The following is a 22,385-nucleotide window of genomic DNA, read 5'->3' as shown; positions in this document are numbered from 1 at the left end:
CGGTGAAGACCCCCCGAAACCGCCTGGCCCGCTCCGGCACGTTCGCCGTGTTCGCGGTGCAAGGACTCTCCTTCGCCACCCTGCTCACGCAGGTCGCCGCCATCCAGGGCCGACATCGGCTCGACGAAGGCGAACTGACCCTCCTGCTGCTGATCGTCCCGGTGCTGGCCGGAGTCGGCAGCGTCGGCGCCGGCACCCTGGCCGCGCGCCTGGGCAGCAAGTGGCTGCTCCGCCTGGCCCAGCCGCTGGTCGCCGCCGCCGTCGTCCTCACCGGCCTGGCGCCCAACGTGCCCGTCCTGCTCGTGGCCCTGCTCCTGTTCGGGCTGGGCGTCGGCGCGGTCGACGCCGGCATGAACATGCAGGGCGTCGCCGTCGAGCGCAGGTACGGCCGGCCACTGCTCAACGGGTTCCACTGCGTATGGAGCGTCGCCAGCCTGCTCGGCGCGCTGTGGGCGTCGGCCATGGCGTCCGTGCTCCCCCTGTCGCTGACGATGGCCCTGCCCATGGTGCTGGCCGTCGCGGGCTCACTCATCGCCGGGCCGTTGCTCTGCACGATCGAGGAGGAGAAGACCGAGCAGACCACGACCGCCGCCGCCCGCTTCCCGTGGAAGCCGATCATCCCGCTCTGCCTGGCGATGGCCTTCCTGTACGTCGGGGACGCCGCCATCTCCAACTTCTCCACCGTCTACATGAAGGACGCCCTGGCCGCCGGCGCCTCCGTCATCCCGCTGGCCTACGCCGCGTACCAGGCGACCACGCTGCTCGTCCGCCTCGGCGGCGACTTCGCCGTCAGACGGTACGGCGGCGCGATCGCCGCCCTGGGCTTCCTCGGCATCGTCCTGGCCCCGAACCAGCCGCTCGCCATCGTCGCCTTCGGCCTGACCGGGGTGGGACTGTCGGTGGTGGCGCCCCAGTCGTTCTCGGCCGCCGGGCGCCTGGACCCGGCGGGCACCGGGGTGGCCATCGCCCGCGTGAACCTCTTCAACTACGTGGGCTTCATCGTGGGCGCCGCCCTGGTCGGTGGCATCGCGGACGCGGCGGGCATGCAGGTGGCGTTCGCCGCCCCCTTGGTCCTGGCCGCCGCCATCATCGCCCTGGCCCCCGGCTTCCACCCCAAACTCCCCGCCCAAACCACCTAACCCACCCCCCGAGCCGAGTGGTGAAGGTTGCATGTTGTTGTAGCGGTGGCGTGCAGCAACTTGCAGGGTGTTGGGCTGGTGTTTGGGGGTGGGGTGCGTCAGGGTGACGTTCGCCTGCCGTACCGCACCACGGAGAACAGCTTGAAAGCACTCAGCACGCTCACACTGATCCTGTCCACGCTCAGCGCCGGTCTCATGGCCGGGTTGTTCGCGGCGTTCGCCTACGCGGTGATGCCGGGGCTGAAGCAAAGTAGTAGCCGCACGCTCGTCGAGGCGATGCAGCGGATCAACGTCGCGATCCTCAACCCGTTGTTCATGAGCGCCTTTATGGGCGGGCTTCTGTTCATGCTGGCGGCGGTGATTCTGCACTGGCGGGGTGATCTGCGGCCGGTGTTGCCGTGGGTGATCGCGGGGTTCGTGCTCTATCTGGTGATGTTCTTTGTCACCGCGGGGGTGAATGTTCCGCTGAACGACCAGCTGGCCAAGGCTGGGGATCCGGGCAAGATCGCCGATCTGGGAGCGGTTCGGGAGGCCTTTGAGGCCAAGTGGGTGACGTGGAACATCGTGCGGGCCCTGGCGGCTACGGGGTCGTTCGGGTGCTTCATGTGGGCCCTGGTCGTTCACGGCGCAAAATCTCAGTAAAAGGCGAAATATCGGGACACCGCGTGCCTCTCTCCCAGCGTTCCACCTTTAACAAGGGGAGGGAGGCCGCCATGGAAGTCGGCTACATCGTCATCATGGTCATCGGCCTGCTCGTCGTGGGCGGCATCGGGGTCGCCACCGTGTTCATCGTGCTGAGCGGCATCAAGAGCGGACAGTGGCCGACTCTGAAACGCTAGCCACCGGGGACTCCCGCCGAGCGGTGAGCCCGACCACGATGCCGGCGATCACCAGCCCGGCGCCGAGCAGGTCGTAGACGGAGGGCGTGGCGACGCCGAGCACCGTCCCGGTCACGATCGCACCGACCGGGATCATCCCGGCGAACAACCCAGCCCGCCCCGCCCCGAGCCTGGGCAACGCCGAGTACCAGAGGAAGAACGCCACCACCGTCACCACGACGGCCAGGTAGAGCAGTCCGAGCGCCTCCGGCATCGTGGGCGCCCGGAACATCGACGCGCCCTCGACCGCGACCCCGGTCACGGCCAGCATGGGCACGGCCAGCGCCGTCGAGTACGCCGACACCCGGATCGCCCCCAGCTTCGGCAGCAGCGGAATGGCCAGGAGCGAGAAGCTCACCTCCCCCACCAGCGCCCCGAGCGCCCACAGCAGCCCGCCGGTGCTCCCCGTCCCGAGCCCGGTGGCCAGCGTCGCCCCGGCCACGACGACGACGGCCCCTACCAGCAGCCGCGGCGCGGGCCGCCCGCTGACCAGCGCGAGCACCAGCGGTACGGTCCCCAGTACGGTGCCGACCAGCGCCGGACCGGAGTCGCGGGTGGACTCGATCACGCAGATGTTGAAGACCACCAGACCAAGTACGGCCAGCCCCACCAGGCAACCGAACTCCCGGGCCGTCAGCCGGACGAACCGCAGCCCGAGCGCCCTGGTCACCCCCAGCAGGACCACCGCGGCCAAGAGGTAGCGCACGGCCTGCCCGCCGTACACCGGATAGTCCTTGATCAGGCCGGACACGGCGGCGAGCGTTCCCACCATGAACATGGCCGTGGCCGCGCCGAAAGCTCCGCTTCTCATGGGCAGCATGCTAGAAAGACAATGGCTTGCCGAAACAGTCCAATATCCCGCGATAAACGGGGACCAATGTGACCGATCTTCATGTTCCGCTCGACCGGGACCGAGGGGGGCTGGCCGCGCAGCTCGCCGCCGAGCTGCGCGGGTCGATCCGTGACGGCCGCCTCGCGCCCGGCACCCGCCTGCCCGCCAGCCGCGACCTGGCCGCGGATCTGGTCGTCTCGCGCGGCGTGGTGGTGGAGGCGTATGAGCAGCTGGTCGCGGAGGGCTTCCTGGTCTCGCGGGTGGGCAAGGGCACCCACGTGGCCGCGGCCGTCGCCGCCCCGCGCCAGGCCCCGCTGCCGCGCCAGGACACCGTCTGCGCCCCCTTTTACGGCCATCGCCCCACCTCGCCCGACCTGAGCGGTTTCCCGCGCGAGCGCTGGCTGGCCTCGGTCAGGCACGTGCTGACCACGCTGCCCTCCGACGCGTTCGACTACGGCGACCCGGGCGGCGTGCCGGAGCTCAGGCAGGAGCTGGCCGGGTACCTCAAGCGGGTCAGGGCCGCCGACGTGCGTCCGGAGAACCTCATCATCGTCGGCGGCGTCGCGCAGGGACTCAGCCTGAGCCTGCTCGTGCTCGGCGTCGAACGGCTGGCCATCGAGGACCCCAGCAGCCCCCGCCAGATCCCGCTGATCAGGAGGGCGGGCGCGACGCCGGTGCCGGTGCCCAGCGACGACGAGGGCCTGGACGTCAAGGCGCTGGCCGCCAGTGGGGCCGACGCGGTGCTGCTCACGCCCGCCCACCACTACCCGACCGGCGTCGTGCTCTCCCCCGGCCGCCGCGCCGAGCTCATCGAGTGGGGCGGGATCGTGCTGGAGGACGACTACGACGCCGAGTTCCGCTTCGACCGCGACCCCGTCGGCTGCCTGCAGGGGCTCGCGCCCGACCGGGTGATCCTCTCGGGCAGCGTGAGCAAGTCGCTGGCCCCGGGTCTGCGGCTGGGCTGGGTGGCCGCGCCGGAAGACCTCGCCTCCGCCGTACGGCAGGCGCGCGGCGAGCTCGACCTCGGCTCCCCGGTGATCGAGCAATACGCGCTGGCCCACTTCCTGCGCACCGGCGGCTACGACCGGCACCTGCGGCGCACCCGCAGGGAGTACCGGCGGCGCAGGGACGCGCTGGTCACCGCGCTGAACGAGCAGCTCCCCGAGATCCGGGTGCGGGGCATCGAGGCCGGTCTGCACGTCTACCTGGAGCTGCCCGATGACTGGGACGAGCCGGCCGCGGCCGCCGCCGCGCAGGCGCTCGGGCTGGCCGCCGAGCCGGTGGGGCCGATGCGGTTCAGCCCGGGGCCGCCGGCGATGGTGCTCGGGTTCGCGCGGGTGCCGGTGCATCGGGCGGCGGGAGCCGTACGCGAGCTAAAGGTCAGAATGTCAGGACAAAGTATTGACTGAGGCAGAGGCGTCGCCTAGAAAAGAAATCCGGACACCCTTGGAGGCGCGATGCGCGTCGGACTGCTCGGCCTGGGCAGGATCGGAGCCTTCCACGCGGCCACGCTGGCCGCCCACCCACTGGTCGAGGAGCTGATCGTCGCCGATCCCGTGCGCACGTCGCCGCACGGGCGGGCAGGTGACCCGTTCACCTGCGACGCGGTGGTCATCGCCACGCCGACGGGGACGCACGCCGAGCTGCTGAGGACGGCCATGGAGCGCGGCATCCCGGCCTTCTGCGAGAAGCCGGTGGCCGCGACCGTCGAGGAGACCCGCACGCTGGCCGAGCTGGCCGCCAAGACGGGCGCGCACGTGCAGATCGGGTTCCAGCGGCGTTTCGACCCCGGTTTCGCCGCGGCCGCACGGGCGTTGCGCGCGGGTGAGCTGGGCGAACCGCACCGGCTCCACCTCATCACCGCCGATCCGGCGCCGCCGCCCGCCGAGTACATCGCCACCTCGGGCGGGATCTTCCGCGACTGCCACATCCACGACTTCGACCTGCTGCGCTGGATCACCGGCCGCGAGGTGGCCACCGTCTACGCCACCGGCTCGAACCTGGGCCACGCGGACTTCTTCGCCGCCGCCGGAGACGTGGACACCAGCGCCGCGCTGCTCACGCTCGACGACGGCACCCTGGCCACCTTGCAGGGCTCGCGCTACAACGGCGCCGGTTACGACGTGCGGATGGAACTGGCCGGCAGCAAGGCCACCCACGCGGTCGGGCTGGGGCCACGTGCGCCGATCAGCGGGTTCGACGGGCCGCCCTGGCCGGACTTCGTCACCCGGTTCGCCGACGCGTACGCGAATGAGATCGATGCTTTTCTGCGTAGTTCGACCAGTCAGTGCACGATTGAGGACGCGCTGGCCGCCCTCTACGTCGCCGAGGCGGCTGAGCTGTCGCGGCGCGAGCGGCGTCCTGTCGAGATCACAGAGATCACGGAGGTGTCGTGATGGTGGGCGTTGGCTGACTACCGCGAGATCAGGCAGATCAGGGCCCTGTATCCGGAGCGGATCGCGGACGCGGCGGCCTCGCGGCGGCGCCGTCCCACCAACGGCGCGCGCGGGCAGCTCATGATCATCGCGGCCGACCATCCGGCGCGCGGCGCGCTCGGGGCCGGCCCCCGGCCGCTGGCCATGGGCAGCCGGGTTGAGCTGCTCGACCGCCTGGTGGTCGCGCTGTCCAGGCCGGGCGTGGACGGGCTGCTGGCCACGCCGGACGTGGTCGAGGACCTGCTGCTGCTCGGCGCCCTGCACGGCAAGATCGTGATCGGCTCCATGAACCGGGGCGGCATCCAGGGAGCGGTCTTCGAGTTCGACGACCGCTTCACCTCCTACGACGCGCAGACGATCGCCCGGATGCGGCTCGACGGCGGCAAGATGCTCTGCCGCATCGCCCTCGACGAGCCCGGCACCGCCGCCACGCTGGAGTCCTGCGGCAGGGCGGTGACCGAGCTCGCGGCCGGGGGCCTGATCGCCATGGTCGAGCCGTTCTGGTCGGCCCGCTCCGGGCACGACCTGTCGCCCGAGGGCGTCATCAAGGCCGTCAACGTCGCCCAGGGTCTCGGCGCGACCTCGGCCAGGACCTGGCTGAAGATCCCGGTCGTGGCGGACATGGAGCGCGTCATGGCCGCCACCACCCTGCCCACGCTTCTGCTGGGCGGCGATCCCGGCGAGGCGCCCGATCTGGCGTACGCGGCATGGCGCAAAGCCCTGCAGTTGCCCGGCGTGCGCGGGCTGGTCGTGGGCCGGGCGCTGCTGTATCCGCAGGACGACGACGTGGCCGGGGCCGTGGACACCGCCGTCTCCATGCTCACGCCCTGAGCTCGGGAGCGGGCACCGCCTTCTCGGCCGCCCGGCTGACCTCCTCCCAGGCGGCCCACGTCTCCATGCGCTGCTGGGAGACGCTGAACGCCAGGTCGTAGACCAGGCTGCCGAGCAGCAGGCGCAGCGGCGGGTTCGGGCTGTCGACCAGCTTCAGCATGGCCTCGGCGGCCAGGCGCGGCTCGCTGTCCGCCGAACCCTCCGCCCACTGCTTGGCCAGCTCGGCGCGCAGCTCGGCATACTCCGGCCGCGCCTCGGCCGTGGCCATGCTCGTGTACAGATCAGTCCAGTAGCCGCCCGGCTGGACCATCGTGAGCTTGACCCCGAACTGGGCCGCCTCCATGGCCAGCGCCTCGCTCATGCCCTCCAGCGCGAACTTGCTCGCGCTGTAGAGGCCCGTCGTGGGGAACGCGCCGAGCGCCCCGATGCTGGAGATCTGCACGATGTGCCCCGACCTCTGCTCTCTCAGGTACGGCATCGCCGCCTGCGCCACCCACAACGCCCCGAAGAAGTTGACCTCGAACTGCGCCCTGGCCTCCTGCTCGGTGAACTCCTCGATCATGCCGGACGACATGGTCCCGGCGTTGTTGACCACGATGTCCAGGCGGCCGAAGTGCTCATGCGCGGCCTTCACCGCGGAGAACACCGCGTCCCGGTCGGTCACGTCGAGCACCTGGACCAGCAGCCCGTCCGGATACCTCCCCTGAAGCTCACGCAGGGATCCGACGTTCCTGGCCACGGCGGCCACCCGGTCACCGCGCTCCAGCGCGGCCTCCGTGAACGCGCGGCCGAGACCGCGGCTGGCACCGGTGATGAACCACGTTTGGGCGGTACGCATACTGTTCTCCTCAGAAAGTGAACCGAGACGGTTCGTCTCGCTTCAGGAAGTATGCAGACCCCAGCCCATTCGTGTCAAGACGAACCGTCTCGTCTCATTCAGAAGGCGGCGATACTCCCCGGCGCACGCTCGGCCCGCGACAGCGCCCGCAACACCTCAGTCCCCCCATGACGCCGTACGGCCAGCCGCGCCAGCAGGTCGATCACCGTCTCCATCACCGCGTCGGGCAGCACCGGCGTCGCCACCCCCACGCTCACCGCCAGATCGTCGCTGTGCACCGCCAGCTCCATCATCCGCGTGCGGAGAAAGTCGGCCAGCGACAGCGACCACGGCCCCCACAACCCGATGCGCACCGCCCGCTCCGGCACCACGGCCAGCGTCCGCGCCAGCTCGGCCACCGTCGCGTCGAGCGCCCCGGCCAGGGCGGCCGCGCCCTCCGCCGCGACCTGCTCGCCGCCGTCCCTGATCCGGACGTTCACCGGGTCGTCGGGAGCCGATCCGATCCACTCCACGCGGGCGTAGTGGCCGAGCAGGGTGACCGTCTCCTCCTCGGGAACCGGGTCGGCCAGCGCCTGCCGTACACCCAGGACCTGATAGGCGAGATGTCCGGCGAGGCCGGACACGGTGAAGTCGGCCAGCGCGCTCGGACCGTCCCAGGCCGCGGCCACCTCCGGCGCGCGCAGAAGCTCCGCGGCCGAGCGGGCGGCGGCGAGGAAGTCGTCTCTGACCATGGTGGAACACCCCTTTCCCCGTGCAGGAGACTCTGAGCATGACCGATCACAAGGCACAGCTCCACCGCTACCTGCGTGACGCCCGCGACGCCATCGTGTGGAAGCTGGAGGGCCTGGACGAGTACGAGGCGCGTCGGCCGATGACGCCGACCGGGACCAACCTGCTCGGTCTGGTCAAGCACCTGGCCGGGGTCGAGGCCGGCTACTTCGGATTCGTGTTCGAGCGGCCCTTCCCCGAGCCCATACCGTGGATCGCCGAGGACGCCGAGCTCAACTCCGACCTCTGGGCCACCCCTGAGGAGTCGCGCGACGACCTCCTCAGCCTGTACGAGCGGACGCGCGCCCATGCCGACGCCACCATCGAGGAACTGGACCTCGACGCCACCGGCACCGTGCCCTGGTGGCCGGAGGAGCGCCGGCACCCAACCCTGCATCTGCTGCTCGTCCACATGACGGCCGAGACGAACCGGCACGCCGGGCACGCCGACATCGTCAGGGAGCTGATCGACGGCACCGCCGGCCTGCGCCGGAGCAGCGACAACCTCCCCTCCACCGACACCGCGTGGTGGGAGGAACACCACGCCCGGGTGGAGGCGGCCGCGCGGAAAGCGGGCGGGCGCTGACCTCCGGTGGGCGTACCCTCTAGGGGGACCGAAAGGATCGAGAGAATGCCCGAGTTCGACTACACCGACCTGCTTCCGCTTGGCGCCGACGAGACCGAGTACCGGCTCATCACCACGGAGGGGGTGCGGAAGGTCGAGGCGGCCGGTCGGACGTTCCTCGAGGTCGACCCCGAGGTGCTGCGGTCGCTGACCGAGACCGCGATCCACGACATCTCCCACTACCTGCGGCCCAGCCACCTGGCCCAGCTGCGGAAGATCGTCGACGATCCCGAGTCGAGCGGCAACGACCGCTTCGTCGCGCTCGACCTGCTCAAGAACGCCTCGATCTCGGCCGGCGGCGTGCTGCCCATGTGCCAGGACACCGGCACCGCGATCGTCATGGGCAAGCGCGGGCGCCACGTGCTCACCGACGGGCGCGACGCCGAGCACATCTCCCGCGGCGTCTACGACGCCTACACCAAGCTCAACCTCCGCTACTCGCAGATGGCGCCGCTGACGATGTGGGAGGAGAAGAACACCGGCAGCAACCTGCCCGCCCAGATCGAGCTCTACGCCGAGGGCGACGACAGCTACAAGCTGCTGTTCATGGCCAAGGGCGGCGGGTCGGCCAACAAGTCGTTCCTTTACCAGGAGACCAAGGCGGTGCTCAACGAGAAGCGCATGCTGGCGTTCCTGGAGGAGAAGATCCGGTCACTGGGCACTGCGGCCTGCCCGCCGTACCATCTGGCGGTGGTCGTGGGCGGCACCAGCGCCGAGTACGCGCTGAAGACGGCCAAGTACGCCAGCGCCCGCTACCTCGACGCGCTGCCCACGGAAGGGTCGGCGACCGGGCACGGCTTCCGTGACGTGGAGCTGGAGAAGAAGGTGTTCGAGCTGACCCAGAAGCTCGGCATCGGGGCGCAGTTCGGCGGCAAGTACTTCTGCCACGACGTGCGGGTGATCAGACTGCCGCGACACGGGGCGTCCTGCCCGGTGGCGATCGCGGTGTCGTGCTCGGCGGACCGGCAGGCGCTGGCGAAGATCACGCCGGAGGGCGTCTTCCTGGAGAAGCTGGAGACCGACCCGGCCCGCTTCCTGCCCGAGACCACGGACGAGCACCTGTCCGACGACGTGGTGGAGATCAACCTCAACCGCCCGATGCAGGAGATCCTCGCCGAACTCACGAAGTATCCGGTCAAGACGCGGCTGTCGCTCACCGGGCCGCTCGTCGTCGCCCGCGACATCGCCCACGCGAAGATCGGCGAACTGCTCGACAACGGCGGCGAGATGCCGCAATACCTGAAGGACCACGCGGTCTACTACGCCGGACCCGCCAAGACGCCCGAGGGATACGCCTCCGGCTCCTTCGGCCCGACCACGGCAGGGCGCATGGACTCCTACGTCGAGCGGTTCCAGGCGGCGGGCGGTTCCATGGTGATGCTGGCCAAGGGCAACCGGTCCAAGCAGGTGACCGAGGCGTGCGCGGCGTACGGCGGGTTCTACCTCGGCTCCATCGGCGGGCCGGCGGCTCGCCTGGCCCAGGACTGCATCAAGAAGGTCGAGGTCCTGGAGTATCCCGAGCTGGGGATGGAGGCCGTGTGGAAGATCGAGGTGGCGGACTTCCCGGCGTTCATCGTGGTGGACGACAAGGGCGAGGACTTCTTCACCGACCGCACCGGGCCCGTCCTGTCGATCACGCGCCCGCCACGCTAGCGCTTGATTCGGCGCGGTGGTGAACCTTTCGCGGCTCGGCGCGCCGATCGGGCCGATGGTTCGCGTCCACGGCGGGTTCGCCAACCGGATGTACCGGCTCGACACCGACCAAGGGTCGTTCGCGGTGAAAGAGCTGAACGTCGTCGACCGCCGCTGGACCTACAACGTCGAGGACGTGTTCCGGTTGGAGCGGGCGGCCTTCGCCGCCGGCATCCCGATGCCGGAGCCGATCTCGGCCGGTCACCACACGCTGGTCCACCGATGGGTCGAGGGCGAGAAGGTGCCGGAAGCGCCGGTGCCGGCGGCGTACGCGTTCGAGATCGGTGAGATCCTCGCGCGCGTCCACGCGCTCGACGTCGCGTGGACCCATGTGCCGATCGAGGAACCGGCGTCACGCGACTGGCCCGAACTCGCCGCGCGGGCGGCCGCGACCGGGCAGCCGTGGGCCGGCGAACTCGCCTCTCACGTCGAGACGTTCCTCGCGATCGCCCACTTCGTCGACACCTGCGAACGGCCGGGCCCCGTCGTGCTGACCCACAGGGACATCCAACCGTGGAACCTGCTCGCCCGAGAGGGTCGGCCGGTGGTGCTCGACTGGGAGCTCTCGGGGATGCTCGACCTGTCCGGTGAGCTCGGCTCGACCGCGCTGAGCATCGCGAAGGGACCTGGCTTCGACGACATCAAGCCCGCCGTCTTCCGCTCGGTCCTCGACGGCTATGCCGCGGGGGGCGGAGCGCTGCCGCCGCCAGGTCCGAGCTGGTTCGTGTTCATGATCGGCGGCTGGTTGGGGCACACGAGGTGGAACATCCTCCGGTGCCTCGCCGGTGTCGAGCCTGGCACTGGGCCTGACCTCGCGCTGTCGCACGAGTCCGTACGGAACGGCCTGCGCGGCCTCCCCGACCTGTTCGGCCGACTACCGGAGCTCGAAGCGCTGCTCGTGTGACGGTGCTTGGTACGCGGTGTGAGGCGCACTCCCGATCCCGCCATGGCGGAGCTCGGCGCGCGTGTGTCTCCCCGAGCAGAAGGCGCCGTCGGCCTGACATGGCCCTGGAGGGTGGGCTCAGGGGCCGAGTGTCCGGACACACGGCTGGGTTACCAGTGAGCGTCTCCTCCCGCCCCCGGGCGCTCGGCCGGTTTCAAGCGAGCGGAGCGAGGACCGACAGGGGTCGAGCTTCAGCTCGACTGGAAGAACGCCCGGAACTCCCACACGCGCGAAGCGCGCCAAGGGTGGAGGACCTTGCCTGTCAGGCGGCGATCGGCTCCCGGTGGGGGGCGACGATCGAACCGTCCGGCAGCAGCAACCCGGTGTCCTCGAACAGCACCACACCGTTGCACAGCAGGCTCCAGCCCTGGTCAGGGTGGGCCGAGATCACGTGCGACGCCTCACGGTCGGCGGAGTAGGCAGTGGGGCAGATCGGCTGGTGACCGCACATCGCGCACCTCTCAGGTGACTCCTGGAAAAGCTTGTGGTTTTCAGAAGGGCAGCTTGCGCCCTGACGGAGTGCGGAGGTCCAGCGCGGTCCCGGCGGGCTTCTTCGGACGGGGCCTGATCTGGGTCTGGCGCATCTTCATCACGTCCCTTAGGTCTGGGCGCTTGCCCTCAGTCTGACGATCGGGACCGACAGTTTCGGGGGCTGCCTGCCTGCTTCATGGCTTCACTCTGCGCCGTACCTCTTACCGCACACCTACAACCCACTGACAAGACGCGACAAGGGTTTCGTAAGCGGGTTCAGGGGTCCCCCTACAACGGGAGTTGGGGACGAACCGGCCGCAGGCAGAAACAGCAGTGCGGACGAACGGAGACCGTTCGCCCGCACAGCCAGGACCTAACTCCTGCCATGATGTCTTAGTTGCGAACTCTTCGCAAGAAGAGCGAGTCCTAGGTCGCAGGTCTGATGCAGCTGCGAGATAGTTGCAATAGTGTCGGATGCCAGTGATCGACTAGGAGGACACATGGGTGAGTACACCCTTCCTGACATGCCTTACGACTACGCGGCACTGGAGCCCGCCATCACCGGCGAGATCCTGGAGCTGCACCACGCCAAGCACCACGCGGCGTACGTCAAGGGCGCCAACGACACCCTGGAGCGTCTCGCGGAGGCCCGCGACAAGGGCGAGTTCGGCGGGCTGGTCGGCCTGGAGAAGACGTTCGCGTTCAACCTCTCCGGCCACGTGCTGCACTCGATCTTCTGGGAGAACCTCTCCCCCGACGGCGGCGACCGCCCCGACGGCGCGCTGCGGGCGGCCATCGACGAGCACTTCGGCACGTTCGAGGCCTTCCAGAAGCAGTTGACGACGGCCACCGCCGGGGTGCAGGGTTCCGGTTGGGGCATCCTGGCGTGGGAACCGCTCGGCAAGCGCCTGGTCGTCGAGCAGGTCTACGACCACCATGGCAACGTCGGCATGAACAGCACGCCGCTCCTGGTGTTCGACGCCTGGGAGCACGCGTACTACCTGCAGTACCGCAACGTCCGTCCGGACTATGTGGAGAAGCTGTGGAGCCTGATCAACTGGGACGACGTGACGCGTAGGTTCGCTGACGTCACAAGTCAAGCGAGTTGACCAAAGTTCGCAACTTTTTATCGGCCCGGCCTCTACTGGTCGGTTTACACAAATAGGTAAGCTGCCTGCCATGCGTGCGCCCGCCGGTTACCTCCTCGCCGCGCGCTACCGGTTGTTGGAGCCGGTTGGCCGCGGTGGCATGGGCACCGTTTGGCGAGCGCATGACGAGTTGCTTGACCGGCACGTGGCGGTCAAGGAGGTGCGGCTGCCCGCCGTACTCGATGAAGAACTGCGCGCGGAGTTGTGCGCCCGCACCGAGCGCGAGGGCCGGGCCACCGCGATGGTCGCCCACCCCTCGGTCATCACCGTCTTCGACGTGGTCACCGAGGACGATCGGCCGTGGATCGTGATGGAGCTGCTCCAGGCCAAGTCCCTGGAGCAGCTCATCCTTGAGGACGGACCGCTCCACCCGCGCAAGGCCGCCGAGATCGGCCGCCAGATCCTGGGCGCGCTGCGCGCCGTCCACGCCAAGGGCATCCTGCACCGCGACGTGAAGCCCAGCAACGTGCTGGTGACCGAGGACCGCGCGGTGCTCACCGACTTCGGCCTGGCCGCGCTGGAGGGCGACGTCTCGATCACGCAGGCGGGCATCGTGCTGGGGTCCGCGGGCTACATCGCGCCCGAGCGGGTGCTCGGGGCCAAGGCCAGTCCCGCCGCCGACCTGTGGTCGCTCGGCGCGACCCTCTACACCGCCGCCGAGGGCAGAGGCCTCCACGGCAGACGTACGGCTGCCGCCGCCCTGGCCGCCCTGACCAGTGGCGAACCGATCCCGATGGCCAAGGCGGGCCCGCTGGCGCCCGTGCTCGACGCCCTGCTGCGCATCGACCCGGAGACCCGGCTCGACTCGGTGCGCGCCTCGCTGATGCTGGCCCGCGTGGCGGCGGGCGGATCGGCCGAGGAACCACTGCCGGTGAAGAGGGGCGCGCGGCCGACGCCGGTGATCAACACCCCGTCTTTCGCGCGCAGGCCCGCGCATCGCGGGCTGCATCGGGCGGAGGCCACGGCGGCCGCGCTGGCCGTACCCGGGCCGAGGATGGAGCGCAGGCAGGGTGAGGGCGTGCACCGCAAACGCGTGGAGCAGCGTCCCACTTTGTCGGCTTATGCCCGATTCAAAGCCGCAGTGATAAAGTTGTGCCTTCCTCGTCGTTTCTGGCCGCGAGAACTTCGCAAGCGAGGGTAAAGCACTTCCTAAGCGAGAATCGATATCTTCTACCCATGCCGGAACAGCACACACGCCTGCTCGCGGAGCGCTACGAGCTGATAGCCCCGCTTGGCCGGGGCACCATGGGCACCGTGTGGCGCGCCCGCGATCGCGCCCTCGGCCGGGACGTGGCGGTCAAGGAGATTCGCCAGGACCCGGGGCTCAGCGAGGAGCAACGTGCCGAGCTGCGCGAGCGCATGGTCAGGGAGGGCCGGACGGCCTCCAGGATCAACCACCCGTCGGTCGCCTCGATCCACGACGTCATCATCGATGACAACAGCCCGTGGATCATCATGGAGCTGGTCGAGGCCCGCTCGCTTGAGCAGGTCATCGACGAGGAGGGCCCGCTGCCGCCGCGGCTCGTGGCCGAGATCGGCGTCGACCTCCTGGGCGCGCTGCGCGCCGCGCACGCCCAAGGGATCACCCACCGCGACGTCAAGCCCGGCAACGTTCTCGTCACCGCGAGCGGGCGGGTGGTGCTGACCGACTTCGGCATCGCCAAGCAGGAGGGCGACAGCAAGCTCACCAAGACCGGCATGGTGATCGGCTCGCCCGGCTACACCGCTCCGGAACGCGCCAGAGGCGAATACACCGGTCCCGAATCAGACATCTGGTCACTCGGCGCGACCTTGTACTTCGCGGTCGAGGGACGGCCGGCGTACGAGCGCTCGTCGATCGCCGAGACGCTGGCGGCGCTGCTCAGCGAGAACGCCGACCTGCCCACGCAGGCCGGGCCGTTGCGCCCGGCGCTGACCGGGCTGCTGAACAAGGACTACAAGCAGCGGCTGAGCGCGGCCCAGGCCGAGACCATGCTCAGGATGGTCGCCGACACGCCCACCAGCGAGATCCCGATCATCAAGGACGAGCAGCCGAAGGCGCCGCCGCGGCCCCCGAGGCCCGCAGAGGGCTACGACCCGGACCGTACGATCGCCGTACGGGTCCCCAAACCACCCCAGATGCCCACGGCAGCCCGTCCCCCGGCCCCGCCCGTACGCAACCCGCAGGCCCCCGCATACCCGGCCTCAGCCAACACGGCACCCCACCAGACGCCCCACCCCACGCCCCGGCCTCAGCCCCCGGCTCCTCCCGTGCGCCGGCCTCCGGTCGACGAGGGGGACGTCAACACCATGCGCGTCTACCCGCCCGGCCAGCAGGTCTACCCGCCGCCCCCGCACATGCGCCCTCAACAACAGCGGCAGCAACAGCCACCGCCGCCGCCGGTCTTCGAGGAGAAGGGGCTGGGCACCGACCTGTTCGCCATCGCCGGCACCAACCAGGAGCCGCCGCAGACCGGCAACAAGCGCGGCATGCTCATCCTCATGGCCGTGGCCGCGGCGACCGCGGTCATCATCGCGATCCTCATCGTGGCGCTCGTCAGCTGACCGCACCCATGAGACAGACTGGGATCCATGAGCGAGTTTCGGATTGAGCATGACTCCATGGGCGAGGTCCGGGTCCCGGCGGGGGCGCGCTGGCGGGCGCAGACCCAGCGCGCCGTGGAGAACTTCCCGGTCTCCGGCCGCCCCCTTGAGCCGGCCCACATCGCCGCGCTCGGCCTGATCAAGGCCGTGGCCGCGGAGGTCAACGGCGAGCTCGGCGTGATCGACAAGGACCTGGCCGAGGCGATCGCGCAGGCGGCCGCGGACGTGGCCGACAACGAGTACGACGCGCACTTCCCCATCGACGTCTTCCAGACCGGCTCAGGCACCTCGTCCAACATGAACGCCAACGAGGTGATCGCCAGCCTGGCCGAGGAGCGGCTGGGCCGTCCGGTGCACCCGAACGACCACGTCAACGCCTCGCAGTCGTCCAACGACGTCTTCCCGACCTCGATCCACGTGGCCGCCGCGACCGAGGTCACCTTCCACCTGCTGCCCTCGCTTGAGCACCTGGCGGCGGCGTTGCGGGTGAAGGCGGCGGAGTTCGCCGACCACGTGAAGTCGGGCCGCACGCACCTCATGGACGCGACGCCGGTCACCCTGGGCCAGGAGTTCGGCGGTTACGCCGCGCAGATCGAGCACGGCGTGGCCCGCGTCCGCTCGGCGCTGCCCCACGTGCTCGAACTCCCCCTGGGCGGCACCGCGGTCGGCACCGGCATCAACACGCCGCCGGGCTTCGCCGAGCAGGCGATCGCGAAGCTGCGCGAGGCCACCGGCATCGCCTTCCGCGAGGCGGACGACCACTTCGAGGCGCAGAGCGCGCAGGACTCGATCGTCGAGCTGTCCGGGCAGCTCAAGGTCGTGGCCGTCTCGCTGAACAAGATCGCCAACGACCTCCGCTGGATGGGCTCGGGCCCCCGCGCGGGGCTCGGCGAGATCAACCTGCCCGACCTGCAGCCCGGCTCGTCGATCATGCCGGGCAAGGTGAACCCCGTCATCCCCGAGGCCACGGCCATGGTCGCCGCCCAGGTCATCGGCAACGACGCGGCCATCACCTTCGCCGGCGCCTCGGGCACGTTCGAGCTGAACGTCCAGCTCCCGGTGATGGCGCGCAACATCCTGGAGTCGATCCGGCTGCTGGCCGCCATCTCACGCCTGCTCGCCGACCGCACCGTCTCCGGCATCACGGCGAACGTGGAGCGGCTGCGCGAGTACGCCGAGTCCTCGCCGTCGATCGTGACGCCCCTGAACCGCTACATCGGCTACGAGGAAGCGGCCAAAATCGCCAAGCAGGCCCTGACCGAGCGCAAAACCATCCGCCAGGTCGTCATCGAACGCGGCCACGTCGCCAACGGTGCCCTCACCGAGTCTCAGCTCGATGCCCTCCTCGACGTCCTCTCCATGACCAAGCCCTCCTGACGGGGTTCTGTCCTTACAAACCGCCCATCCGTTACGGCGAAGCCGCCCCCACCCCCACCCGCCGACGCGGGCGGGCGCCGATCGTGGGGGTCGCTTCCCACGTCGGACAAATACCTCACCGCAACGGCCCCCTTAACCAGCCGACCGGGAAAAGCCGAACAGTCACCCGCGCCCAACCGGCAGGGCGAACAGCTCCCGGTCCCCGGCAGGCAGCCAGTGCCTGTCCGGGGCGAAGGTGTGAAAGCCCTCCCGCACGTGCTCGACGAACGCCCGCAGGATCGCCCGCCGGTTCTGCCGGTGCACGATCAGCGAGCACGGGTAGGCCGGTGACGGGTTGACCAGCGGGATCTGGATGGTGTCCGGGTGCCGGGGGATGCGGGTGCGTTCGCCCGCGAAGCTGACCCGCTCCCCCTCGGCCACCGTCTCCACGAAGTGTTCCCAGCCGAAGTCCGGCCCCGACGTGTCCACCGTGAACCCGAAGGCGGCGGCCATCTCGGCGTAGAAGCCGGCCCACTCGCTGCCTTCTTCGTTGCCCGGCATCCACACGGTCATGCCTGCCAGGTCCGCGGTCGCGAACTGTCTGCGCCCGGCCAGCGGGTGCGTCCGCCCGACCAGGAGGGACAGCGGCTCCAGGTAGGCCGGGACGGCTTCCAGGGAGTCGGGCAAGGGTCCGGTGGCGCGGGCGAAGACGGCGTCCACGTGGCCCTTGCCGAGGCTCTCGCGGGCGCTCCTGAGGCCGTTGGAGGTGACGACGTCGATGTCCGCCTCCCCTCGGGCGCGGTGGAAGGAGCGGACCAGTTCGATGGAGGCCACCCGGGTGTCCAGCACGTCCACGCGCAGCGCCCGGTGCCGCCGTCCGGCCAGTTCGACGGCCTGGTCGGCCAGGCCCACGAGGGCGCGGGCGTGGGTCAGGAAGGCGGCGCCGTCCTGGGTGAGGTCGGCGCCGCCGCGCGTGCGGTAGAAGAGCGTCAGGCCGAGGTCCGACTCCAGCTTCGCGATCCGTTTGGAGACGGCCTGCTGGCTGATGCCGAGGCCGGCGGCGGCCTCGGCGAAGAAGCGTTCGTCGGCGATCGCCACGAACGCGCGCACCGCGCCGAGGTCGAGCTCCGGGCCCTCCATCGCCACCTCCTTACACAACCGCCCGTTGTGGGTTTCCGCGTGTCGTTTGTTGGACAACCCGGTTCGGCCTCGGGTCGAATGCTCGGGTTCCGCGCCGAGCGTACAACCAGGAGGAGTGGCATGCGGTCCTTCGCACACCTGCACGTGCACACGGAGTACAGCATGCTGGACGGGGCCGCCAAGGTGGCGCCGCTGATGGCGGAGGCGGTCAGGCTGGGGATGCCGGCCGTGGCCATGAGCGACCACGGCAACGTGCACGGGGCCTACGAGTTCCACCAGGCGGCGCGCAAGGCGGGCGTCAAGCCGGTCATCGGGATCGAGGCGTACGTGGCGCCGGCCTCCCGGCGGGACCGGCGGCCGGTGTTCTGGAGCGAGGACCGGTCGCTGCGGCGCTCGGACGATGAGACCGGGGCGGGCGGCGACGTCTCGGGGCGGGGGCTGTACACGCACATGACGATGTGGGCGGCGGACGCGGCGGGGCTGCGGAACCTGTTCAGGCTGCAGTCACGGGCCTGGCTGGAGGGACACGTCCAGAAATATCCGCGCATGGATGATGAGCTCCTGGCCGAGCACCACCACGGCGTCATCGCCACCACCGGCTGCCCGTCGGGAGAGGTGCAGACCCGGCTCCGCCTCGGCCAGTACGACCGGGCGCTCGCCGCCGCCGCCCGCTACCGCGACCTGTTCGGCCCGGACAACTACTTCCTGGAGCTGATGGACCACGGCCTGGCCATCGAGCGCCGCGTCCGCGAGGACCTGCTGCGCATCGGCACGGCGCTCGGCCTGCCGCCGCTGGCCACCAACGACTCCCACTACGTCACCGAGTCGCAGTCCCAGGCGCACGACGCGTTGCTGTGCATCGGCACCGGCAAGCGGCTGGCCGACGCCGACCGGTTCAGGTTCGGCGGCAGCGGCTACTACCTCAAGCCCGCCGAGGAGATGCGCGCCCAGTGGGACGCCGAGGTGCCGGGCGCCTGCGACAACACGCTGCTGGTGGCCGAGCGGGTCGGCGACTACGCCGAGGTCTTCGCCCACCGCGACCTGACGCCGAGGTTCCCGGTGCCGGAGGGCCAGAGCGAGTCGAGCTGGCTGCGCGAGGAGTCGCTGCGCGGCGCCCGCCGCCGCTACGCCGACGACCCGCCGCAGGAGGTCCTGGACCGCATCGACTACGAGCTGTCGGTCATCGACACCATGGGCTTCCCCGGCTACTTCCTGGTCGTCTCCGACATCTGCCGGCACGCCCGCGCGAACGGCATCGGCCTGGGCCCCGGCAGGGGCTCGGCCACCGGCTCCATGGTCGCCTACTGCACGGGCATCACCGAGCTCGACCCGATCGAGCACAAGCTGATCTTCGAGCGGTTCCTCAACCCCGAGCGGATCACGATGCCGGACGTGGACCTCGACTTCGACGACCGCCGCCGGGACGAGATGATCGACTACGTCACCCGCAAGTACGGCGACGACCGCGTCTGCCAGATCGTCACCTTCAACACGATCAAGGCCAAGGCCGCCGTCAAGGACGCCTGCCGCGTGCTCGGCCACCCGTACGCACTCGGCGACCGGATCAGCAAGGCCTTCCCCTCGGCCGTGGGCGGCAAGGAGATCCCGCTCCAGGCCATCCACGACGAGGACCACCCCCGCCACGGCGAGGCGGCGGAACTCCGGCAGATGTACGCCGCCGACGCCGAGGTCCGCCAGGTGATCGACACGGCGACCGGCGTCGAAGGCCTGGTCCGCGGCACCGGCATCCACGCCGCCGGCGTCATCCTGTCCAGCGAGCCCCTGCTGGACGTGCTCCCGCTGGCCAAGCCCAAGGCCGACGGCCCGGTCGTGACCGCCTTCCCGTTCACCCAGGCCGAGGACATGGGCCTGTTGAAGATGGACTTCCTCGGGCTGCGCAACCTCACCGTCATCCAGGACGCGACAGCCGGCGTGCGGGCGAACAAGGGTGTGGACATCGACGTCCTGGACGTGCCGCTCGACGACGCCAGGACCTACGAACTGCTCGCCCGAGGCGACACGCTCGGCGTCTTCCAGCTCGACAGCGGCGGCATGCGGGTGCTGCTGCGGCTCATGCAGCCGACCACGTTCACCGACATCGCGGCGGTGAACGCGCTCTACCGGCCCGGCCCGATGGAGATGAACGCCCACACCAACTACGCGCTGCGCAAGACCGGCAAGCAGCCGGTCGAGCCGATCCACCCCGAGCTGGAGTCGGCCCTGGAGCCGATCCTGGGCGACACCTACCACCTGGTCGTCTTCCAGGAGCAGGTCATGGCCATCGCCCAGCAGCTCGCCGGGTACTCGCTGGGCGCCGCCGACATGCTGCGCAGGGCCATGGGCAAGAAGAAGAAAGAGGTGCTGGACGCCGAGTGGGACCGCTTCTCGACCGGCATGCGCGCCAACGGCTTCTCCGATCCGGCGATCAAGGCCGTCTGGGACGTCCTGGTGCCGTTCAGCGGCTACGGCTTCAACAAGTCGCACACCGCCGGATACGGCCTGGTCTCCTACTGGACCGCCTACCTCAAGGCCAACCACCCCAGCGAGTACCTGGCCGCGCTGCTCACCTCGGTCGGCGACGACAAGGACAAGATGGCCGTCTACCTGGCCGACGCCCGCCGCGTGGGGCTCAAGGTGCTGCCGCCCGACGTCAACGCCAGCCGGCTGGACTTCGCCGCGGTCGGCGCCGACATCCGCTTCGGCCTCGGCGCGGTGCGCAACATCGGCGCCAACGTCGTGGAGGCCATCGTCGCCGCCCGCACCGAGAAGGGCCCCTACACCGACTTCAACGACTTCCTCGGCAAGGTGCCCGCCGCCGTCTGCAACAAGCGGGTCATCGAGTCGCTGGCCAAGGCGGGGGCGTTCGACAGCCTGGGACACCGCCGCCGGGCGCTGGTCGCCGTGCACGAGCAGGCGGTGGACGCGGTCGTCGGACTCAAGCGCAACCAGGGCCACGGCCAGGACTCGCTGTTCGCCGAGGACGCCCTGTCGGCCCCGATCCCCGACGAGGAGTGGGACCAGCCGACGCTGCTCGCCCACGAGCGGGAGATGCTCGGCCTGTATGTCTCCGGCCACCCGCTGGACGGCGCAGAGCAGCTCCTTCGCGCTCATCGCGACACCACGATCGCCGCCCTGCTGTCCTCGGGCCGCCAGGACGCCAAGACCCGGGTCAGCGGCATCGTCTCCGGCCTGCAGCGCAAGGTGACCAAGCAGGGGCATCCCTGGGCCATCGTCACACTGGAGGACCACGAGGCCGCCGTCGAATGCCTGATCTTCCCCAAGGTCTACACGCTGTGCGGGGAGTCGCTGGCGCAGGACGACGTGGTGTCCGTCAGCGGCCGGGTCAACGTCCGCGACGAGACGCTGAGCGTCTACGGCGAGGAGGTCACGTTCCTGACCGTGCCCGACGCGCCGCTCGTGATCCGGCTGGAGGAGGAGAAGCTGACGCTCCGGCTGGTGCGGGAGTTCAGGCGCGTCCTGACCACGCATCCCGGCGAGACCCCCGTCCACCTGCGGGTGCGCCGCGAGGCGGGCAAGGACGTCCTGATGGACCTGCCCGCCTACACGATCACTCCCAGCCCCGCCTTCCACGCCGACGTCAAGGCGCTCCTGGGTCCGCTTTCCCTCTCCTGAGGTACGCCGCCTGCGTGGCCGCCGCCCACCGGGTGAGCAGGCCGGCGGCGGCGCCGGAGTCCACGGCGTCGGCGGTGCGCCGCATCGCCTTGCCCAGCGCCTCGGTGAGGTCGGCGGCCGGTGGCGTCCCGTCGGCGGCGACCAGCGCCGCGGCGGCGTTCAGCAGGACGATGTCACGCACCGGGCCCGGCTCCCCCGCCAGGAGCCGCCTGGCGACGTCGGCGTTGTGGGCCGCGTCGCCGCCGCGCAGGTCGGCCACCGTGGCCCTGGGGATGTCGAGGTCGGCCGGGTCGAAGCAGGTCCGGTGCACCGCGCCCCGCCGTACCACGTGGACGGTGGAAGGACCTGTGGTGGTCAGCTCGTCGAGCCCGTCGTCGCCGCGGAAGACCAGCGAGGAGCCGCCGCGCTCGGCGAGCACGCCCGCGATCACCTCGGCCATGCGCGGGTGGAAGACGCCGACCGCCTGCGCGGCGGGCAGGGCCGGGTTGGTGAGCGGGCCGAGGAAGTTGAAGACCGTCGGGACGCCGAGCTGCCCGCGCGCCTTGGCGGCGTGGCGCAGGAAGGGATGGAAGATCGGGGCGAACAGGAACGTGATCCCCACCTCCTCGGCCACCTCGGCCACCGCCGCCGGGTCCAGGGAGATGGCGACGCCGAGCTCCTCCAGCACGTCCGCCGCCCCGGAGGCGGAGCTGGCCGAGCGGGAGCCGTGCTTGACCACCTTCGCGCCCGCCGCGGCGGCGACGATCGCGGCCATCGTGGAGACGTTGACGGTGTTGGCCCGGTCGCCGCCGGTGCCGACCAGGTCGACGGGGTCGCCGGGGATGCGGATCGCGGCCGAGCGGGCCAGCATCCCGTCGGCGAGCCCGGCGACCTCCTCGACGCTCTCCCCCTTGGCGCGCAGGGCCACGGCGAAACCAGCGATCTGCGCGTCGGTCGCGGCACCCGACATGATCTGCTCCATCGCCCACGCGCTGTCGCGCGCCGACAGCGACCCGCCGCCGAGCAGCGTGGTGAGAAGTGCGGGCCAGGTGGTGGTCACGTGACGCCTCCGGGTGTCGAGTCTGCTCGGCAAG

20 protein-coding genes are annotated in these 22,385 nt (G+C 70.3%); 14 read left to right on the top strand and 6 right to left on the bottom strand.

Features of this window, described 5'->3' with window-relative positions; translation table 11 throughout:
- The first annotated feature begins 2 nt into the window (after positions 1-2).
- The 3 genes from HNR40_RS31505 to HNR40_RS56600 all read left to right on the top strand — a co-directional run bounded on the left by HNR40_RS31505 (position 3) and on the right by HNR40_RS56600 (position 1,978).
- Positions 3-1,139 carry an MFS transporter gene (locus HNR40_RS31505; RefSeq protein ID WP_184967722.1) on the top strand — a complete coding sequence of 379 codons (1,137 nt, stop codon included), beginning with the start codon at positions 3-5 and terminating at the stop codon, positions 1,137-1,139.
- 141 nt (positions 1,140-1,280) lie between these two features.
- A complete protein-coding gene (locus HNR40_RS31500; protein ID WP_184967720.1) occupies positions 1,281-1,781 on the top strand; it encodes an anthrone oxygenase family protein in 501 nt (166 codons plus the stop codon).
- Between the two features lie 71 nt (positions 1,782-1,852).
- Positions 1,853-1,978: a hypothetical protein gene (locus tag HNR40_RS56600; RefSeq protein ID WP_281395584.1), complete on the top strand. Its 126-nt coding sequence runs from the start codon at positions 1,853-1,855 to the stop codon at positions 1,976-1,978.
- Here HNR40_RS56600 and HNR40_RS31495 read toward each other — a convergent pair.
- Positions 1,944-2,828, bottom strand: a complete 885-nt coding sequence (locus HNR40_RS31495) for an EamA family transporter (RefSeq protein WP_184967718.1) — start codon at positions 2,826-2,828, stop codon at positions 1,944-1,946. The two genes, HNR40_RS56600 and HNR40_RS31495, sit on opposite strands and share 35 nt — an antisense overlap.
- 68 nt (positions 2,829-2,896) lie before the next feature.
- Between HNR40_RS31495 and pdxR the strand changes: the two genes are divergently transcribed.
- Genes pdxR through HNR40_RS31480 form a run of 3 tightly spaced genes read left to right on the top strand, consistent with a single transcriptional unit; the run spans position 2,897 to position 6,115 of the window.
- Positions 2,897-4,258: a MocR-like pyridoxine biosynthesis transcription factor PdxR gene (gene pdxR / locus HNR40_RS31490; RefSeq protein WP_184967716.1), complete on the top strand. Its 1,362-nt coding sequence runs from the start codon at positions 2,897-2,899 to the stop codon at positions 4,256-4,258.
- Between the two features lie 48 nt (positions 4,259-4,306).
- Positions 4,307-5,245 (top strand): Gfo/Idh/MocA family protein, encoded by a 939-nt coding sequence (locus HNR40_RS31485; protein ID WP_184967714.1) that lies wholly within the window; start codon positions 4,307-4,309, stop codon positions 5,243-5,245.
- A gap of 9 nt (positions 5,246-5,254) precedes the next feature.
- Positions 5,255-6,115: a Cgl0159 family (beta/alpha)8-fold protein gene (locus HNR40_RS31480; protein WP_184967712.1), complete on the top strand. Its 861-nt coding sequence runs from the start codon at positions 5,255-5,257 to the stop codon at positions 6,113-6,115.
- Here HNR40_RS31480 and HNR40_RS31475 read toward each other — a convergent pair.
- Together HNR40_RS31475 and HNR40_RS31470 are read right to left on the bottom strand one after the other, a co-directional pair.
- Positions 6,105-6,953 carry an SDR family oxidoreductase gene (locus HNR40_RS31475; protein WP_184967711.1) on the bottom strand — a complete coding sequence of 283 codons (849 nt, stop codon included), beginning with the start codon at positions 6,951-6,953 and terminating at the stop codon, positions 6,105-6,107. The two genes, HNR40_RS31480 and HNR40_RS31475, sit on opposite strands and share 11 nt — an antisense overlap.
- Before the next feature lie 98 nt (positions 6,954-7,051).
- Complete coding sequence (locus HNR40_RS31470; RefSeq protein WP_184967709.1) at positions 7,052-7,684, bottom strand: maleylpyruvate isomerase N-terminal domain-containing protein; 633 nt, start codon at positions 7,682-7,684, stop codon at positions 7,052-7,054.
- 38 nt (positions 7,685-7,722) lie between these two features.
- Between HNR40_RS31470 and HNR40_RS31465 the strand changes: the two genes are divergently transcribed.
- The 3 genes from HNR40_RS31465 to HNR40_RS31455 are packed head-to-tail and all read left to right on the top strand — an operon-like array spanning position 7,723 to position 10,942.
- A complete protein-coding gene (locus tag HNR40_RS31465) occupies positions 7,723-8,307 on the top strand; it encodes a DinB family protein (RefSeq protein ID WP_221341064.1) in 585 nt (194 codons plus the stop codon).
- 45 nt (positions 8,308-8,352) lie between these two features.
- Positions 8,353-9,999: a fumarate hydratase gene (locus HNR40_RS31460; RefSeq protein ID WP_184967706.1), complete on the top strand. Its 1,647-nt coding sequence runs from the start codon at positions 8,353-8,355 to the stop codon at positions 9,997-9,999.
- 16 nt (positions 10,000-10,015) lie between these two features.
- Positions 10,016-10,942: a phosphotransferase family protein gene (locus HNR40_RS31455; protein ID WP_221341063.1), complete on the top strand. Its 927-nt coding sequence runs from the start codon at positions 10,016-10,018 to the stop codon at positions 10,940-10,942.
- 301 nt (positions 10,943-11,243) lie between these two features.
- On the opposite strand, the gene HNR40_RS31450 is transcribed toward HNR40_RS31455, so the two are convergent.
- Entirely contained in the window at positions 11,244-11,432 is a 189-nt protein-coding gene (locus HNR40_RS31450; protein ID WP_184967704.1) for a DUF5999 family protein, read from the bottom strand.
- A 520-nt stretch (positions 11,433-11,952) separates the two neighbouring features.
- On the opposite strand from HNR40_RS31450, the gene HNR40_RS31445 reads away from it, so the two are divergent.
- The 4 genes from HNR40_RS31445 to HNR40_RS31430 all read left to right on the top strand — a co-directional run bounded on the left by HNR40_RS31445 (position 11,953) and on the right by HNR40_RS31430 (position 16,560).
- Positions 11,953-12,561 (top strand): superoxide dismutase, encoded by a 609-nt coding sequence (locus tag HNR40_RS31445; protein ID WP_184967702.1) that lies wholly within the window; start codon positions 11,953-11,955, stop codon positions 12,559-12,561.
- A gap of 70 nt (positions 12,562-12,631) precedes the next feature.
- Positions 12,632-13,741, top strand: coding sequence for a serine/threonine-protein kinase (locus HNR40_RS31440; protein ID WP_184967700.1), 1,110 nt, complete (start codon positions 12,632-12,634; stop codon positions 13,739-13,741).
- 35 nt (positions 13,742-13,776) lie between these two features.
- On the top strand, positions 13,777-15,144 hold the full coding sequence (locus HNR40_RS31435; protein WP_184967697.1) for a serine/threonine-protein kinase: 1,368 nt from the start codon (positions 13,777-13,779) through the stop codon (positions 15,142-15,144).
- Between the two features lie 27 nt (positions 15,145-15,171).
- Complete coding sequence (locus HNR40_RS31430; protein WP_184967695.1) at positions 15,172-16,560, top strand: class II fumarate hydratase; 1,389 nt, start codon at positions 15,172-15,174, stop codon at positions 16,558-16,560.
- 162 nt (positions 16,561-16,722) lie between these two features.
- On the opposite strand, the gene HNR40_RS31425 is transcribed toward HNR40_RS31430, so the two are convergent.
- Positions 16,723-17,679, bottom strand: coding sequence for a LysR family transcriptional regulator (locus tag HNR40_RS31425; protein WP_184967693.1), 957 nt, complete (start codon positions 17,677-17,679; stop codon positions 16,723-16,725).
- A 120-nt stretch (positions 17,680-17,799) separates the two neighbouring features.
- Between HNR40_RS31425 and dnaE the strand changes: the two genes are divergently transcribed.
- Positions 17,800-21,312, top strand: a complete 3,513-nt coding sequence (gene dnaE / locus HNR40_RS31420; protein ID WP_184967691.1) for a DNA polymerase III subunit alpha — start codon at positions 17,800-17,802, stop codon at positions 21,310-21,312.
- On the opposite strand, the gene trpD is transcribed toward dnaE, so the two are convergent.
- Complete coding sequence (gene trpD / locus HNR40_RS31415) at positions 21,278-22,351, bottom strand: anthranilate phosphoribosyltransferase (RefSeq protein ID WP_312896582.1); 1,074 nt, start codon at positions 22,349-22,351, stop codon at positions 21,278-21,280. The two genes, dnaE and trpD, sit on opposite strands and share 35 nt — an antisense overlap.
- Positions 22,352-22,385: the final 34 nt, after the last annotated feature.

Origin of the sequence: Nonomuraea endophytica (assembly GCF_014203235.1) — a bacterium.
GTDB classification, from domain to species: Bacteria; Actinomycetota; Actinomycetes; order Streptosporangiales; family Streptosporangiaceae; genus Nonomuraea; species Nonomuraea endophytica.
The sequence above is the reverse complement of the archived record's forward strand: the minus strand, read 5'-3'. Positions and strand labels throughout refer to the sequence as shown.